Source organism: Pseudomonas asiatica, assembly GCF_040214835.1.
Classification (GTDB): domain Bacteria; phylum Pseudomonadota; class Gammaproteobacteria; order Pseudomonadales; family Pseudomonadaceae; genus Aquipseudomonas; species Aquipseudomonas putida_Z.
On the sequence record NZ_CP157874.1, the window covers coordinates 1,525,514 to 1,540,192 of the forward strand.

Sequence of the window (14,679 nt, forward strand, 5' to 3'; positions counted from 1 at the left end):
GGCAGTGTACGGATGTGCACTGGTTGGGGCAAACCCTGGTGCAAGCCTGTTGCGGCCTCTTCGCGGGCTTGCCCGCTCCCACAGGTACAGCGTTGCCCTCGGCTCTGGCGCTGTCCCTGTGGGAGCGGGCACGCCCGCGAAGAGGCCGGCCCGGCTAACCCATATGCTGCTGATCCAGCTCGATCGCCTTGTCCAGCGCCTCCAGCAGCCCTTTGCGCACCTTCAGCTTGGTGTTCTTGTGCGCCAGCATGTTCAGCTTCTTCAGCTCTCGCGCCGCCGCCAGTGCCGCTTCCTGCAACTGCTCGGCCGGCACGACCTTGTCGAGGAAGCCTGCGTCCACCGCGCCCTGCGGGTCAAACACCTCGGCATTGATCACCGAGCGGTGGAAGGCCGAGCGGCGCAGGCGGTCGCGGGCCAGTTCGATGCCGGCATGGTGCATGGTCATGCCGATCTGCACTTCGTTCAGGCACACCTTGTACGGCCCTTCGACGCCAATGCGATAGTCGCCCGACAGCAGCAGGAAGGCACCCTTGGCCACGGCATTGCCCGGGCAGGCGACTACCACCGGGAACGGGTGCGAAAGCAGGCGGCGGGCGAGGGTGGAACCGGCGGTGACCAGGCTGACTGCTTCCTTGGGGCCGCTGGTCATCACCTTGAGGTCGTAGCCGCCAGACAGGATGCCCGGCTGCCCGGTGATGATCACCACCGCACGCTCCTGCGTGGCGCGGTCTAGCGCGGCGTTGAAGGCGGCGATGACGTCTGGCGAGATGGCGTTGACCTTGCCGTTGTTCAGGGTCAGGGTAACGATGCCGTCTTCGGCGTGGTAGGTAATCAGCTCGCTCATGGCAGAGTCCTTTTGTTGGCGTGGCGACGACGTTACCCAGCGCCAGGGGCGAGGTAAAGCAGTAAGGCTGACTGGTCGGTCAGCGTTCGCCGGGGCTCAAATGCAAATGCATGAAAAAATTAAAAAAAATGCTTGCCAAAGGGAAAGTCTTTCACTAAATTAGCGCACCTCGACAGGCTGCAAGGCTTGAAGAGAAACGGTGAAGTGTCCGAGTGGTCGAAGGAGCACGCCTGGAAAGTGTGTATACGAGAAATCGTATCAAGGGTTCAAATCCCTTCTTCACCGCCACATTCTACGAAGAGCCCCCGAGCTGAGAAGCCGGGGGCTTTTTGTTTTTGGGGCCTTTGGGGGCCGCTTTGCGGCCCTTTCGCGACACAAGGCCGCTCCTACAAGCGTGCGCGGACCCCTGTAGGAGCGGCCTTGTGTCGCGAAAGGGCTGCAAAGCAGCCCCAAAAAATCTAGAAGCTGACCGAAGCCGACAGCCGAGCCGTCCGCGGCGCTCCCTGGAACAGGTAGTTATCCCCCAGGTAATCCCCCACATCACGCCAATAACGCTTGTCGAATACGTTATCCACAGTCAGCCGCAGCACCGTGTCATACCCACCAATGCGCGTGCGGTAGCGGCTACCCACATCGCACACCGTATACCCACCAACTTCCACATTCCCCGCCTGGCTCGCATACTTGCTGGCGCTGTAGCGCGCCCCGCCCAGCAGTGCCAAGCCCGGTATCGGCAGGGTGTATTCCGCCTGCAGCGCCGCCCGGAACCTGGGCACGTTGATCGCTTGGTGGCCTTCATAGGCATCGGTGTCGCTGTTCTGCACCCGCGCCCGAATCGCCGCAGCGCTGGCCTGCACCTGCAGGTTCGAGGTCACCCAGCCGCTGGCGCCCAATTCCAGGCCGGTGTTCTTCTGCTGGCCTTGCTGCACGTAGGTGAAAGTGCCGGCGCCGTCCGGGCGCGCGTACTGGTATGCCTGGCGTATCTGGAACAGTGCGGCGCTGAAGCTCAGGCCTTGCCAGTCATGCTTGAGGCCCAGTTCCAGTTGGTGCGAGGTCGTCGGTGCCAGGATTTCGAATCTGTTCTCGGCGAACCACGGTGCGGTGCCGCCTGCCGACAGGCCTTTGGAATAACTGGCATATACCGTGGTATCCGGCTGCGGCTTGTAGATGAGCGCGGCGTTGGGCAGCAACTCGTACTGCCGGGTATGGCGACCGGCAACACCTTCCTCATTCCAGGTTTTCTCGTCCAGGCGTACTTCACGGGCACCCAGTACGGTCTGCCAGTGCTCGTTGAAGCTGATGCGGTCGCTCACGAACAACCCGTACTGGCGGCTGTCCAGGCGACGTTCGCTAGACCTGATGGGCTTGTCGGATGGATCAAAGGCCGGTGCACCCGTGTAGATGTTGCCTGTACCTACCCATTCCATATAGCTGGGGCGCTGATCCAGCGTGCGCCGCTGCGCACTGGTGCCCACGGTCAGCTCATGCCCCACGCCCAGCGCATCGAAACGCCCGTTGAGCATGGCCTGCGCCTCGTCGGTACGGCGGGTGTCGTCGGGGCTGCGGAAGTCGTAGATGTCGTAGTCGCCGTTGCTGCCGAAGAAGGCGCCTTCGCTCGAGCCCCAGGCAAACGAGCTGTAGTCATCGATCACCACCTTGCTGCGCGAGGTGCTCAAGGTCCCGGTCCAGGCTTCGTTGAAACGGTACTCGAAGCGCCCACCCAGGTTCAGCGAATCGTTCTGCACCGGCTTGGCCCAGTGCTGGTAGGCCAGGCGGTCGTCGGGGTCGATGCCATGGGGTACTTCGCTGCCACCGAGCAGCTGGTAACCCGGCACCGAGCGCTGTTCGCGATGCTGGTATTCGGCATCCAGCTGCAGGGTGGCATTCGGGTTGATCTGCCAGTCGAAGGCCAGCGAGGCGAAGTCGCGCTTGCCGTCGGCGTGGTCGACCAAGGAGCGGATGTCTTCATGGGCCAGGTTGGCCCGCAGGCCGAACTGCCGCTCGCTGCCGAACCAGCCGCCCAGGTCGGTGGCCAGGTAGCGTTCGCCTTGTTCGTTGGTCGACACCGTGACGCTGCGCACGTCTTCGGCGCGCTTGGTCACGTAGTTGACCAGGCCGCCCGGCTCTGACACACCGCTCTGCAGCCCGGACAAACCCTTGAGCAGCTCCACCTGCTGCTTGTTCTCCAGGGCCACGTTCTGCTCGCCGGCGATGGTCTGGCCATTGATGCGGTAGCTGCTGGCGGCATTCAGCTCGAAGCCGCGCACGTTGAAGTTTTCGTAGTAGCCGATGGGGGCGTAGCTTTCACCCACCGAGGCGTCGCTTTGCAGCACTTCGCTGAGCTGGCGTACCTGGCGGTCTTCCAGCAGTTGCTGGTTGAACACGCTGATCGAGGCCGGGGTGTCGAGCAGGGGCGCGGGCTGGAAGCCGCCTACTGCTGCCTGGCGTGCCTGGTAGCCGTCGTTGGTGTAGGTGTCGGACACCTGCAGCGGGGCCAGTAGCACGCTGTCTTCGGCAAGCACATGGGGGCAATGCAGGGCCAGGCCCAGGCTGAGCAGGCTCAGGGGCAGGCGGGGGTGACGCGGGGGCATGCGGTGGGGCTCCTGGATGCGCGACACCTGTGCCGGCCTCTTCGCGGGTGAACCCGCTCCCACAGGAAAATCACTATCCTCAGGTGCAGTGATATCCCTGTGGGAGCGGGTTCACCCGCGAAGAGGCCGGCACAGGCCATGAAAAAGGCGGCATCTTACAGCCGCCTTCAACATAAAACGATCCGGGCTCTGCGATATCCAGTCAGCCTTTGCGGGCCGGCCGCCTGTGCTGCCGCCAGTTGTCATCGATCTTCGACCAGGTCTTGCCATCGGTAATGGCCATGAGCTTGCGCCCGTCCTTGAAGGTGGCCAGGAAGGTGGCTTCCTCTTCCTTGCCACCCAGCCACAGCCCGGCCAGCAACCCCACCGGCCCGGCCACCAGGGCCCCGGCCACGCCCCAGCCCAGGGCACTGCCCAGGCTACGGCTGGATTCCAGGCTGGCCAGCCGCAGCTCGCTGATGCGTGCCAGGGAAATCCGCTCGCCCGGCGAGGGGCTGCGCGGGGTCTTGAGTGTGAGCGATCCATTGCGATACTCGCCTTCGCCTTGCAAGAAATCGCCGGATTGCACCGTGAGTCTTGTCATAACGTCGTCCTGTCAGGGAAAGGGCATTGACCAGCGCCTACTGAGCGCTGCCCGGGCAGGCAAGTCAACGGCCATGCGACGGAGGGTCGTGCGGTGCATTGTCGCCCAGGTCAATGGACTTCAGGCCACCTGCAAAGCGTTCTTGCGCTTGCGCTCGGCCAAACCCCACGCCAGCAACGCCAGCCCGCCAATCACCAACCCGGCCACCACAATCCCCATCCAGCCCTGGCGCTGGAACAACTGCGTGCCCAGCAACGACCCCAAGGCCCCGCCAATGAAGTAGCAGGTGATATACCCGGCATTCAGCCGCGTGCGCGCTTCGGGCCGCAGGGCAATCACCGCGTTCTGGTTGCTCACGTGCACCAGTTGCACTGCCAGGTCGAGCATCAGTACGCCCAGCAGCAAGGCCAGCAACGATTGCTCGGCAAAGCCCAGCGGCACCCACGACAGCAGCAATACCACCAGGCCCACGGTGGTGCCCAGCGAACCCTTGCCACGGTCGGCCAGGCGCCCGGCCCAGTTGGCCGACAGCGCACCCGCTGCACCGGCCAGGCCGAACAGGCCTATCACCGCGTCCGAATAGTGGTACGGGCCTTTCGCCAGCAGGAACGCCAGTGGCGTCCAGAACAGGGCGAACAGGCTGAATGCCAGCAGGCCGAGCAGCGAGCGCAGGCGCAGCACCGGTTCTTCGACGAACAGGCGGAACACCGAGCCGATCAGCGCCGGGTATTTCAGCCCGGCATGGCTGTGGTGTTGTGGCAGGCTGCGGTACAGCGCCACGGCGGTGATGGCCATCAGCACTGCAGCCAGCACGTAGATGCTGCGCCAGCCACCCAGTTCGGCCATGAACCCGGCGGCGGTACGTGCCAGCAGGATGCCCAGCAGCAACCCGCTCATCAACGTGCCGACCGCGCGCCCGCGCTGGTGTGGCTCGCTGAGGGTCGCGGCCATGGGCACGAGGATCTGCGCCACCACCGAGAACAGCCCGGTCAGCGCCGTACCAAGGATCAGCCAGGGCAGGCTCGGTGCGCAGGCGCTGATGATCAGGCCCAGGGTGGAAATGGCGGTCATCACGGTGATCAGCCGGCGCTGCTCGAACAGGTCGCCCAGCGGTGCCAGCAGCAACAGGCCGGCGCCATAGCTCAGTTGCGCGGCAATGACGATGCTGCCGGCACTGGCAGTGCTCAGGCCGAACTGCTGGGCGATGCTGTGCAGCAGTGGTTGCGCATAGTAGTTGCTGGCCACGGCCAGGCCGGTGGCGGTGGCCATCAGCAGGATCAGGGCGCGGCTGAGAGTGGGGGCGTTCATGCAGTTCTCGTGGCGGGCAGGAGTAAAGGGGGGATTATCGGAAAGTGTCGGGCACTACATCAATGCATTGTGTGGCAGAGCAGGGCAGGGGGAGGGGGGCTGGAGGTTGGGGATCGGTTGAGCCTGTGCTGGCCTCTTCGCGGGTAAACCCGCTCCCACAGGTACACCACTGGGCTCGGGGCCTGTGATATCCCTGTGGGAGCGGGTTTACCCGCGAAGAGGCCGGAACAGGCAACCCTTCAATCAGGCAGCAAACCCGCCATCGACCGTCAGGCTGGCCCCAGTGACATACCCCGCCTCAGGCCCCGCCAGGTAAGCCACGAAGCTGGCAATCTCATCCGCCTCGCCATAGCGCCCGATCGCCATCAGCGGGATCAGGCTGTCAGCGAACTCGCCGCTGGCCGGGTTCATGTCGGTGTCCACCGGCCCTGGCTGCACGTTGTTCACGGTAATGCCTTTCGGCCCCAGGTCACGGGCCATGCCGCGGGTCAGGCCGACCAGCGCCGATTTGCTCATGGCATAGGGGGCGCCGCCGGCAAACGGCATGCGCTCGGCATTGGTGCTGCCAATGTTGATGATGCGCCCACCTTGGCCCATGTAGCGTGCCGCGGCCTGGCTGGCGACGAATACGCTGCGCACGTTCACCGCCAGCATGTGGTCGAAGTCGGCCAGGTCGAATTCGGTCACCGGTGCTACCGCCAGCACACCGGCGTTGTTGACCAGGATATCCAGCCGGCCGAAGGCCTTCACAGTGTCATCCACGGCCAGTTGCACGGCCGCCGCGTCGGCGCTGTCGGCCCGCAGGGCCAAGGCCCTGCCGCCGTTTTCGGTAATTTCCTCAGCCAGCGCCTGCGCCGGGCCGGCGGAGCTGACATAGGTGAAGGCCACCTGCGCGCCTTCGCGGGCCAGGCGTCGCACGATGGCTGCACCGATGCCGCGGGAACCGCCCTGTACCAGGGCTACTTTGCCTTTGAGGGTATGTTGCTTGGACATGCTGATCTCCTGCTGGAAGCCAGGCCGGAATGCCTTGGATGGGCGCAGTATCGGCGCTTGATTACCTGCTGATAAGATGGCAATCACTATCAGCAGAGTAAACCTTTGGTTGCCAATCATGGCCATGGAATCGTTCAACGCGTTGGAATGCTTCATCCGCAGTGCCGAAGTCGGCAGCTTTGCCGAGGCCGCCAGGCGCCTCAGCATTACCCCGGCTGCCGTGGGCAAGCATGTTGCCCAGCTGGAAGCGCGCCTGGGGGTGCGGTTGTTCCAGCGTAGTACCCGCAAGCTGACCCTGACCGAGGCCGGGCAGCGATTTCTGGGGGAGGTCAGTGACAGCTTCCGCACCATCCAGTACGCCGTGGCCAACCTGGCCAGCAGCGAAGGCCAGCCGGCCGGGTTGTTGCGGGTGAGCATGGGCACGGTGTTCGGGCGCTTGTATGTGTTGCCATTGCTGGCCGAGTTCCTGCGTCGCTACCCGGCCATTACCCCGGACTGGCATTTCGACAACCGCCAGGTCGACCTGATCGGCCAGGGCTTCGATGCGGCGATTGGCGGAGGCTTCGATCTGCCGCCGGGGGTGGTGGCGCGCAAGCTGACCCCGGCGCACCGGGTGCTGGTGGCGGCGCCGGCTTACCTGGGCCGGCACGCGCCGATTGACGACCCGCAGGTATTGCAACGGCATGACGGTATCCTGATCCGCTCGCCGCAGACCGGGCGGGTGCGTTCATGGCCGTTGACCAGCCGTTGGCAGGTGCAGCAGCCATTGCAGTTGCGCCAGACGATGACCATGAGCGATTCGGATGCGGCTTGCGCGGTGGCCGAGCAGGGCTTGGGGATTGCCCTGGTGAGCCTGCCGTTTGCAGTGCCGTACCTGGAAGGCGGGCGGCTGCAGCGGGTGCTGCCGGACTGGTACGTGGACGATGGGTATATCAGCCTGTATTTCGCCGAGCACAAGCTGTTGCCGGGCAAGACCCGGGCGTTTATCGATTTTGTGGTGGAACAGTTCGAAGAGCAGGGGTTGGCGCGGCGGTTCGATGCCTTGCAAACCGTGTAGGAGCAGCCTTGTGCTGCGAAGAGGCCGGTAAGGCAAATGACTTTCTGTGTCGCTCATGGCCCCTTCGCAGCACAAGGCTGCTCCTACACGGGGATCACTGGCCTGGGGAGCGAAGAGGCCGGTTCAGACAACATCGACTATGAACAATGCCTGTGCCCCCAGGCTCACCTCATCATCAACCTTCCTGCCGACCAACTGCTGCCCCAGCGGCGAGCGCGGGGTAATCACCGTCACCAGCCCATCCCCCTCGCCAATCTTCAACCCCGCCGCCTCGGGCCCGAGGAACAGTCGGCGTTGCCCGCCATCTTCATCCTCCAGCGTTACCAGGTTGCTCACCTGCACCCCGCGTGCCGGGTCGTAATCACGCAGCAGCAGTTGCTGGTAGGTCACCAGCGCCTTGCGGATCTCGGCGCTGCGGCGGGCTTGGCCGGTAGCCAGGTACGAGGCTTCCAGGCCCAGGGTGTCGTACTTGTTCTCGGCGATGTTCTCTTCGGCGGTGGCGGCTTCGTACGCGGTTTGCGCCGCGCGGGTCAGCACATCCTGGTCATGCTCGAGGGTGGCGACTATCTGCGCCAGCAGGCTGGGCTTGTCCATGGTCAGTAACAGAACTCCAGCACGTTGGCCTGGCTTTTGTCGGTGGGCGCGGTGCGGTTCTGCTGCAGCCAGAACTGGCACTTCGGGCTGTTGAGGTTGCGCGGGTTGCCCTGGGCGGCCTCGGCGGCCTGTTGCACCTCCTGCTTGTGCAGGATGTCCTTGTAGCGTTCGAACATTTCCGCCTGGGCATCCGCCGCAGGGGCTGGCGCTGGCGGCGCGGCAGGCCGGTACGCGGCGGGGGCCACGGCCTGGGCCAGTGGCTGTACCTGCTGTGGCCACAGTTGCAGCGCCAGCCACAGGCTGGCGGCGATCGCCACGGCGCCCAGCCACAGGCCAAGGGCAACGCACACGATCAACGGCAGCGGCTTGAGGGTAATCTTCAGTTCACGGTGGCGCGGCATGGCAGCCTCCTGGCAGGGTGTTCGGGGTGCATTGTCGCATGCGCCTGGGCATTTTTCCGCGCAGGTGCTTTTGTCAGCGACAATTTATGCGCAGAATGCGCGGTTTTTCCGCTGGGCGAGGGCAGGGCACATGAACGCCACCTGGGACATCTTCTGCAGCGTCGTCGACAACTACGGCGATATAGGCGTGACTTGGCGCCTGGCCCGGCAGCTGGTGGCCGAGCACGGCCTGGCAGTGCGCCTGTGGGTGGATGACCTCAATGCGTTCACGCCCATGTGCCCCGGGGCCGATGCCGCCGCCCCGCAGCAGTGGCAGCACGGTGTGGATGTGCGCCAGTGGCCGGTGACCTGGTTGCCGGTGGCGCCGGCTGATGTGGTAATCGGTGCCTTCGCCTGCCAGTTGCCAGCAGCTTATGTGGAGGCAATGCGTGCTCGCGCCACGCCGCCGCTGTGGTTGAACCTCGAATACCTCAGTGCCGAGGACTGGGTGGAGGGCTGCCATGGCTTGCCTTCGCCGCAGCCCAATGGCTTGCGCAAGGTGTTTTTCTTTCCCGGCTTTACCGAAAAAACCGGTGGCCTGCTGCGCGAGGGCTCGCTGCTGGCGCGGCGTGATGGGTTCCAGCAAGGCGCACGTCAGGCCTTCTTGCAGGGGCTTGGCGTAAACCCTGAAGCGGGGGCGTTGCTGATTTCCCTGTTCGCCTACGAAAACCCGCAACTGGGCAACTGGCTTGATGCCTTGGCCTCAGGCGAGCAACCTTGCCACCTGCTGGTGCCGCAAGGGCGCGTCCTCGCGGGGCTCGGCCAGTGGCTTGGCGAGGCGGCCCTGCAAGTGGGCAGCGTGCGCAAGCGAGGGGCGCTGACCGTGCAGGTGCTACCTTTCGTCAGCCAGGACGACTACGACCGGTTGCTGTGGAGCTGTGATTTCAACGCCGTGCGCGGCGAAGACTCGTTCGTGCGCGCGCAGTGGGCCGGGCAGCCGATGCTGTGGCACATCTACGTGCAGGACGAGAATGCCCATTGGGAAAAGCTCGAAGCGTTTCTCGCGCATTATCGACACGGGTTGTCAGACGATGCCGATGCCGCCCTGCTTGGCTTGTGGCGTGCCTGGAACATGGACCGCGACATGGGCCAGGCCTGGCAGGCGGCCCGCCAGCACTGGCCGGAACTGCAGCAGCATGCCCGGCTTTGGGCAGCGCGACGGGCCGCTCAGCCGGACCTTGCCACAGCGCTAGTACACTTTTACCGAAATTCGCTATGATACGCGGCCTCGATTTTTATAAATCCATCCAGATTCGGATACTTCGTAATGAAAACTGGTAAAGAACTGAAACCCGGTACCGTCCTGCGGATCGACAACGACCCGTGGCTGGTTCAAAAAGCTGAGTTCACCAAGTCGGGCCGTAACAGCGCGATCATGAAGACCAAGCTGAAGAACCTGCTGACCGGCTACAAGACCGAAACCGTCTACGGTGCAGACGACAAGCTGGACGACGTGATCCTGGATCGCAAAGAAGCGACCCTGTCGTTCATCAACGGTGACGAATACACCTTCATGGACACCACCGACTACACCATGTACGAACTGAACGCCGAGGACATCGAAGCCGTTCTGCCGTACATCGAAGAAGGCATGGAAGACGTCTGCGAAGCCGTGTTCTTCGAAGGCCGCCTGGTATCGGTTGAACTGCCGACCACCATCAGCCGCCAGGTTGTCTACACCGAGAACGCTGCACGCGGCGACACCTCGGGCAAGGTGATGAAGCCTGCCAAGCTGAAGAACGGTACCGAGATCTCGGTTGCCGACTTCATCCAGATCGACGAGTGGATCGATATCGACACTCGCGACAACAGCTTCAAAGGCCGTTCCAAGAAGTAATCCTTCCTGTGAAACGCAAAAAACCCGGCCTTGGCCGGGTTTTTTGTGCCTGCGATTCCTGCAGATCTCGATGCGTGCTCTTGCTTTTGTGGGAGCGGCCTTGTGTCGCGAAAGGGCCGCAAAGCGGCCCCGGCAATATTAAGGTGTACCCGAGATTCCGGGGCCGCTTCGCGCCCCATCGCGACGCAAGGCCGCTCCCACAGCCTTACACGGTCACGTGCAGGCGCACATCCACATTGCCGCGGGTGGCGTTGGAGTACGGGCACACCTTGTGCGCCTTTTCCACCAGCGCTTCAGCATCGGCCTGGGCCAGGCCCGGCAGGTTGATGTGCAGGTCGATGTCCAGGCCGAAACCACCTGGAATCTGGCCGATGCCCACTTTCGCGGTGATCGAGGCGTCCGCCGGCAGGGCTTTTTTCTCCTGCCCGGCCACGAACTTCAGGGCACCGATGAAGCACGCCGAGTAACCGGCGGCGAACATCTGCTCGGGGTTGGTGCCGTCACCGCCTGCGCCGCCCAGTTCCTTGGGGGTGCTCAGGCTGACCACCAGCTTGCCGTCGCTGGAACGGGACTTGCCGTCGCGCCCACCGGTGGAGGTAGCTTCTGCGATGTACAGCGGAGTGACCTTTTGCATCTTGAGCCTCGCTAATGTGCTGTGCGCTCCCCGTCTGGAGGAGGGCGCGGGTTGGTGTGGGATTTAAATTAGCGCGCAATTAGTTAGTGCGCAAGATAAATCGTCACCGCTCATCCGAACGGCCATTGCACAGCATAGCTGTCAGAGGGTTTTCTGCAGGTTCTCGCGCAGCGCCAGCAGGTCGGCCTGCAGCTGTTGCAACTGTTCCAGGCTGCGCCCGCTGGCCTTGAGGATGCACTGCGGCACTTCTTTGGCCTGCTGCTGCAAGGCGCGGCCCTTGTCGGTCAGCTGCACCAGTACCACCCGTTCGTCCTCGCGGCTGCGGTTGCGCTGCAGCAGGCCTTCGCTTTCCAGGCGCTTGAGCAGCGGCGTCAGCGAGCCGGGGTCGGTGAGCAGGTGCTGGCTGATCTCGCCTACGGTCAGGCCGTCGTGCTCCCACAGCACGAGCATGGCCAGGTACTGCGGGTAGGTCAGGCCCAGGGCCTGCAGCAGCGGTTTGTAGACCTTGGTCATCAGCAACGAGGTGGAGTGCAGGGCGAAACAGACCTGGTTGTCCAGCAGCAGCTCGTCACAGGAGGCTTGGGTGTTGGCGTTCATGCAGGTCCTTGAAGGTAATCAATGGGAAAGTCTGGCACGCGGATCGTAAGTGCGCGCTTTATTCGCGCAGTTCACTGCGCAAGGCCAGGTCCCAGGGTGGAATCGGGCTGAAGCGGCTCTTGAGAAATTCGAGCAGCAAACGACTGCGAGAGTTCGTTTCATGTTCCAGGCGAAGCGCGTAGATACCGCTGGTTTCCGCTTGAGGCAAGCCACCGTCGCAAAACAAAGGTATCAGCTCGCCACGTAGCAGGTATTCACTGATCAGCCAAGTGGGCAGGTGGGCTATGCCTAAACCGGCGAGGGCGCCGAACAGCAGGGTTTCGGCGTTGTTGGCGGCCATGCGCATGCGTGAGGGGCGGTACAGGCGGGTTTGCCCGGCCACGTTGAAACGCCAGGCGAATGGCGGCGCCAGGCCGTCCCAGTCCAGGCCGTCGTGCCCGGGCAGTTCGCTGGGGCAGGTGGGCATGCCGCGGCTGGCCAGGTAAGCCGGGCTGGCGCAGGCGATGCGCACCATGTAGGCCAATGGCGTGGCGACCAGCCGGGTGTCGGCCAGGGGGCCGGCGCGCAGCACCAGGTCGACCTCGCCCAGGTGGCTGCCATGCAGGTCGACGAAGCTGTCGATCAGGCGCAGTTGCACATCAAGGCCCGGGTAGGCGACCAGGAAATCGGCGATGGCCGGGGCCAGGTGGCGGCGGCCGAATGCGGCGGGGGCGTCGATGCGGATCAGGCCTTCGGGGGCATTGCTCAGCGACACCGCTTCGGCGCGGGCCAGGCGCAGCTCCTCGATGATGCGCCTGGCCCGTTCGGCAAAGGCGTTGCCGGCAGGTGTGGCACGCACGGCGTGGGTGCTGCGGGTGAACAGGCGGCTGCCCACGGCGCTTTCCAGGTTGTCGATGCGCCGGGCCACGGCGGACGGGGTCAGCGGGTGGCGGCGGGCGGCGGCAGAAAAACTGCCGGTTTCCAGCACATCGAGGAACAGGCTTAGCTGGTCGGTCAGGGTATCGGGGCTCATGGCTGCCTTGCTTTTGCGAAAAACGCACAGCCATTGTGCGCTGCTGTGCGTTTCCCCGCCAGCCCGCAATCGTTAGCATGCTCGCATTATGTGTAAAGGCGGATGAGGCCCCTGATGATCGAGTGGTTGTTGTATATCGTGCTGGGCGCAGCCCTGGGGACCATGGGTGGCCTGTTCGGCATTGGCGGCGGGCTGATCGCGATTCCGGCGCTGGGCGTGCTGTTCGGCCTGGACCAGCAACTGGCGCAAGGCACGGCGCTGGTGATGGTAGTGCCCAATGTGCTGCTGGCGCTGTGGCGTTATCACCAGCGTAACCGCATCGAGCTGCGCCATGCGGTGCCGTTGTCGCTGTGCAGTTTCGTGTTCGCCTGGTTGGGGTCGATCTGGGCGGTGGGGCTGGATGCGCAATCCATGCGCCTGGGCTTTGTCGGCTTCCTGGTGGCCCTGGCGGTGTGGAACGTGGCGCGGATGTTCATGAAGGTAACGCCGCCCAGCGCCGAGTTGCGCTATGCCTGGCCGTGGCTGGGTGTGCTGGGCAGCTTTGCCGGCACCATGGGCGGCTTGTTCGGGGTGGGTGGGGCCGTGGTGGCCACGCCGATCCTGACCAGTGTGTTCGGTACCACCCAGGTGGTGGCGCAGGGGCTGTCGCTGGCGCTGGCGGCGCCGAGTACCTTGGTAACCCTGGTGACCTATGGGGTGCACCACAGTGTTGACTGGGGGGTGGGGGTTCCATTGGCGATGGGCGGCCTGCTGAGTATCAGCTGGGGTGTGAAATTGGCCCATGCATTGCCGGAGAAGGTGTTGCGGGCAATGTTCTGTGTGTTTCTGGTGGGGTGTGCGGTGATGCTCGGGTTCGAGCTTTGAGATTTTGGGGCCGCTTTGCGGCCCATCGCGACACAAGGCCGCTCCTACAGGGGATCGCGTGCCCTTGTAGGAGCGGCCTTGTGTCGCGATGGGCTGCGCAGCAGCCCCGGCTCACTTGAAACCTTCGACAATGTAGTCGGCCATGCAATCGGTGATCGGCGAAGGGTTCTGGGTACTGCGCACCAGCATCACATTGGCCACCGGCAACTGCGGCAACCCTTCGCTTTCGCCCAGAATGCGGATATTCCCGCCGATCAGGCTCTGCAACTGTGCGGTCACCGCCAACCCAGCGGTGACGATGGCGAAGATCGCTGCCAGGCTCGGGCTGGTATAGGCGATGCGGTAGTCGATGCCCTGGGCCTCCAGGGCATTGCAGGTCCAGGCCCGGCAGAAGCAGTCGGTGTTGAACAAGGCTACCGGCATGGGGCGTTGCTCCTGCGGGCAGAAGCCTTCCGCGGCGGCCCAGACCAGGCGTTCCTGGCGCAGCAGCTGGCCAATCTCGTTGCCCGGCTCACGGGTGACGATGGTCAGGTCCAGGTCCTGGCGCAGCATCAGTTGTTTGGAGGAGTCGCAATGCACCTCCACCTGCACCAGCGGGTAGGCTTGGGCAAAGCTCGACAGGATGGTCGGCAGGAAACGCATGGCATAGTCGTCCGGCGTACCGATGCGTACGATCCCCACCATGTGCGGCATGCGCAGGGTGTTGAACACTTCCCCATGCAACTTGAGGATGCGCCGCGCATAGCCGAGCAGCACCTGGCCTTCGGCAGTCAACCGCACCTGGCGGCCGTCGCGCTCGAACAGCTGGCGCTGCAAAATGTCTTCTTCCAGGCGTTTCATCTGCATGCTCACCGCCGACTGGGTGCGGTTGACCACCTCGCCGGCGCGGGTGAAGCCGCCCTGCTCGGCGATGGCCACGAAGGTGCGCAGTACGTCCGCATCGAGGCTCTGGTACTGGGACATTGCATCAATCTCCGAGATGCATGGCATCAGAAACATTCGTTGGATTGATCTTATGCCTGGCAGGAGACTGGAGCCATCAACACGGAGGGCTTCACGATGAAAGGTCATGTCAGCAGCATCCAGCAACCTGTCTTTTCCCTGAACCACCTGTGGCATGCCGCCCTGCAGCGCCCGGCGCGCTGGCTGCAGCTGTACCGCCAGCGCCAGGAACTGGCCAGCCTGAGTGATGCGACCCTGCACGACCTGGGGTTGAGCCGGGCGGATATCCAGCAGGAGGCCGAGCGGCATTTCTGGGATGACCCGCTGCGGAAATAGGCTAAGTTTGTCGGTGGAACCACTGGCCTCTTCGCGGGTGAACCCGC

Annotated in this window: 16 protein-coding genes and 1 tRNA gene; 6 read left to right on the forward strand and 11 right to left on the reverse strand. The window is 63.9% G+C overall.

All coding sequences use genetic code 11. From position 1 onward, the window contains the following. Positions 1–154: 154 nt before the first annotated feature. The gene (locus ABNP31_RS06975; RefSeq protein WP_085590072.1) at positions 155–844 is read right to left on the reverse strand and encodes a crotonase/enoyl-CoA hydratase family protein; all 690 of its coding nucleotides are present in this window, start codon (positions 842–844) and stop codon (positions 155–157) included. 198 nt (positions 845–1,042) lie between these two features. Here ABNP31_RS06975 and ABNP31_RS06980 point away from each other — a divergent pair. Continuing rightward, positions 1,043–1,132, forward strand: a tRNA-Ser gene (locus ABNP31_RS06980). A gap of 170 nt (positions 1,133–1,302) precedes the next feature. Here ABNP31_RS06980 and ABNP31_RS06985 read toward each other — a convergent pair. From ABNP31_RS06985 to ABNP31_RS07000, 4 genes are all read right to left on the reverse strand, one after another. Further along, positions 1,303–3,435 carry a TonB-dependent siderophore receptor gene (locus ABNP31_RS06985; RefSeq protein ID WP_350013130.1) on the reverse strand — a complete coding sequence of 711 codons (2,133 nt, stop codon included), beginning with the start codon at positions 3,433–3,435 and terminating at the stop codon, positions 1,303–1,305. A 202-nt stretch (positions 3,436–3,637) separates the two neighbouring features. Further along, positions 3,638–4,018, reverse strand: a complete 381-nt coding sequence (locus ABNP31_RS06990; RefSeq protein WP_025338170.1) for a hypothetical protein — start codon at positions 4,016–4,018, stop codon at positions 3,638–3,640. Between the two features lie 120 nt (positions 4,019–4,138). Continuing rightward, positions 4,139–5,326 carry an MFS transporter gene (locus ABNP31_RS06995; protein WP_085618111.1) on the reverse strand — a complete coding sequence of 396 codons (1,188 nt, stop codon included), beginning with the start codon at positions 5,324–5,326 and terminating at the stop codon, positions 4,139–4,141. Positions 5,327–5,569: 243 nt separating this feature from the next. Then, on the reverse strand, positions 5,570–6,319 hold the full coding sequence (locus ABNP31_RS07000; protein WP_350013131.1) for a 3-oxoacyl-ACP reductase family protein: 750 nt from the start codon (positions 6,317–6,319) through the stop codon (positions 5,570–5,572). A gap of 118 nt (positions 6,320–6,437) precedes the next feature. Here ABNP31_RS07000 and ABNP31_RS07005 point away from each other — a divergent pair, with 118 nt between their 5' ends. Further along, on the forward strand, positions 6,438–7,376 hold the full coding sequence (locus tag ABNP31_RS07005) for a LysR family transcriptional regulator (RefSeq protein ID WP_085664893.1): 939 nt from the start codon (positions 6,438–6,440) through the stop codon (positions 7,374–7,376). Positions 7,377–7,499: 123 nt separating this feature from the next. Here ABNP31_RS07005 and ABNP31_RS07010 read toward each other — a convergent pair whose 3' ends face one another. Continuing rightward, positions 7,500–7,970, reverse strand: coding sequence for a GreA/GreB family elongation factor (locus tag ABNP31_RS07010; protein WP_085664894.1), 471 nt, complete (start codon positions 7,968–7,970; stop codon positions 7,500–7,502). Positions 7,971–7,972: 2 nt separating this feature from the next. Next, positions 7,973–8,371, reverse strand: a complete 399-nt coding sequence (locus ABNP31_RS07015) for a hypothetical protein (protein ID WP_085664895.1) — start codon at positions 8,369–8,371, stop codon at positions 7,973–7,975. A gap of 130 nt (positions 8,372–8,501) precedes the next feature. Here ABNP31_RS07015 and earP point away from each other — a divergent pair, with 130 nt between their 5' ends. Together earP and efp are read left to right on the forward strand one after the other, a co-directional pair. Continuing rightward, positions 8,502–9,629: an elongation factor P maturation arginine rhamnosyltransferase EarP gene (gene earP / locus ABNP31_RS07020; protein ID WP_085664896.1), complete on the forward strand. Its 1,128-nt coding sequence runs from the start codon at positions 8,502–8,504 to the stop codon at positions 9,627–9,629. 48 nt (positions 9,630–9,677) lie between these two features. Next, on the forward strand, positions 9,678–10,247 hold the full coding sequence (efp, locus tag ABNP31_RS07025; RefSeq protein ID WP_013971530.1) for an elongation factor P: 570 nt from the start codon (positions 9,678–9,680) through the stop codon (positions 10,245–10,247). 205 nt (positions 10,248–10,452) lie between these two features. On the opposite strand, the gene ABNP31_RS07030 is transcribed toward efp, so the two are convergent. From ABNP31_RS07030 to ABNP31_RS07040, 3 genes are all read right to left on the reverse strand, one after another. Next, entirely contained in the window at positions 10,453–10,881 is a 429-nt protein-coding gene (locus ABNP31_RS07030) for an organic hydroperoxide resistance protein (RefSeq protein WP_085590091.1), read from the reverse strand. A gap of 141 nt (positions 10,882–11,022) precedes the next feature. Beyond that, a complete protein-coding gene (locus ABNP31_RS07035) occupies positions 11,023–11,478 on the reverse strand; it encodes a MarR family winged helix-turn-helix transcriptional regulator (RefSeq protein WP_025338178.1) in 456 nt (151 codons plus the stop codon). Positions 11,479–11,536: 58 nt separating this feature from the next. Beyond that, positions 11,537–12,490, reverse strand: coding sequence for a LysR family transcriptional regulator (locus ABNP31_RS07040; RefSeq protein ID WP_025338179.1), 954 nt, complete (start codon positions 12,488–12,490; stop codon positions 11,537–11,539). A gap of 114 nt (positions 12,491–12,604) precedes the next feature. Here ABNP31_RS07040 and ABNP31_RS07045 point away from each other — a divergent pair, with 114 nt between their 5' ends. Beyond that, positions 12,605–13,354, forward strand: coding sequence for a sulfite exporter TauE/SafE family protein (locus ABNP31_RS07045; RefSeq protein WP_085664897.1), 750 nt, complete (start codon positions 12,605–12,607; stop codon positions 13,352–13,354). A 111-nt stretch (positions 13,355–13,465) separates the two neighbouring features. Here ABNP31_RS07045 and ABNP31_RS07050 read toward each other — a convergent pair whose 3' ends face one another. Continuing rightward, positions 13,466–14,317 carry a LysR substrate-binding domain-containing protein gene (locus ABNP31_RS07050; protein WP_025338181.1) on the reverse strand — a complete coding sequence of 284 codons (852 nt, stop codon included), beginning with the start codon at positions 14,315–14,317 and terminating at the stop codon, positions 13,466–13,468. A gap of 96 nt (positions 14,318–14,413) precedes the next feature. On the opposite strand from ABNP31_RS07050, the gene ABNP31_RS07055 reads away from it, so the two are divergent. Further along, positions 14,414–14,632: a DUF1127 domain-containing protein gene (locus ABNP31_RS07055; protein WP_085664898.1), complete on the forward strand. Its 219-nt coding sequence runs from the start codon at positions 14,414–14,416 to the stop codon at positions 14,630–14,632. Positions 14,633–14,679: the final 47 nt, after the last annotated feature.

What these genes read in the sequence shown, in the direction of transcription:
- ABNP31_RS06975 (WP_085590072.1), bottom strand. Translation starts at nt 844, where the DNA reads ATGAGCGAGCTGATTACCTACCACGCCGAAGACGGCATCGTTACCCTG.
- ABNP31_RS06985 (WP_350013130.1), bottom strand. Translation starts at nt 3,435, where the DNA reads ATGCCCCCGCGTCACCCCCGCCTGCCCCTGAGCCTGCTCAGCCTGGGC.
- ABNP31_RS06990 (WP_025338170.1), bottom strand. Translation starts at nt 4,018, where the DNA reads ATGACAAGACTCACGGTGCAATCCGGCGATTTCTTGCAAGGCGAAGGC.
- ABNP31_RS06995 (WP_085618111.1), bottom strand. Translation starts at nt 5,326, where the DNA reads ATGAACGCCCCCACTCTCAGCCGCGCCCTGATCCTGCTGATGGCCACC.
- ABNP31_RS07000 (WP_350013131.1), bottom strand. Translation starts at nt 6,319, where the DNA reads ATGTCCAAGCAACATACCCTCAAAGGCAAAGTAGCCCTGGTACAGGGC.
- ABNP31_RS07005 (WP_085664893.1), top strand. Translation starts at nt 6,438, where the DNA reads ATGGCCATGGAATCGTTCAACGCGTTGGAATGCTTCATCCGCAGTGCC.
- ABNP31_RS07010 (WP_085664894.1), bottom strand. Translation starts at nt 7,970, where the DNA reads ATGGACAAGCCCAGCCTGCTGGCGCAGATAGTCGCCACCCTCGAGCAT.
- ABNP31_RS07015 (WP_085664895.1), bottom strand. Translation starts at nt 8,371, where the DNA reads ATGCCGCGCCACCGTGAACTGAAGATTACCCTCAAGCCGCTGCCGTTG.
- earP (WP_085664896.1), top strand. Translation starts at nt 8,502, where the DNA reads ATGAACGCCACCTGGGACATCTTCTGCAGCGTCGTCGACAACTACGGC.
- efp (WP_013971530.1), top strand. Translation starts at nt 9,678, where the DNA reads ATGAAAACTGGTAAAGAACTGAAACCCGGTACCGTCCTGCGGATCGAC.
- ABNP31_RS07030 (WP_085590091.1), bottom strand. Translation starts at nt 10,881, where the DNA reads ATGCAAAAGGTCACTCCGCTGTACATCGCAGAAGCTACCTCCACCGGT.
- ABNP31_RS07035 (WP_025338178.1), bottom strand. Translation starts at nt 11,478, where the DNA reads ATGAACGCCAACACCCAAGCCTCCTGTGACGAGCTGCTGCTGGACAAC.
- ABNP31_RS07040 (WP_025338179.1), bottom strand. Translation starts at nt 12,490, where the DNA reads ATGAGCCCCGATACCCTGACCGACCAGCTAAGCCTGTTCCTCGATGTG.
- ABNP31_RS07045 (WP_085664897.1), top strand. Translation starts at nt 12,605, where the DNA reads ATGATCGAGTGGTTGTTGTATATCGTGCTGGGCGCAGCCCTGGGGACC.
- ABNP31_RS07050 (WP_025338181.1), bottom strand. Translation starts at nt 14,317, where the DNA reads ATGTCCCAGTACCAGAGCCTCGATGCGGACGTACTGCGCACCTTCGTG.
- ABNP31_RS07055 (WP_085664898.1), top strand. Translation starts at nt 14,414, where the DNA reads ATGAAAGGTCATGTCAGCAGCATCCAGCAACCTGTCTTTTCCCTGAAC.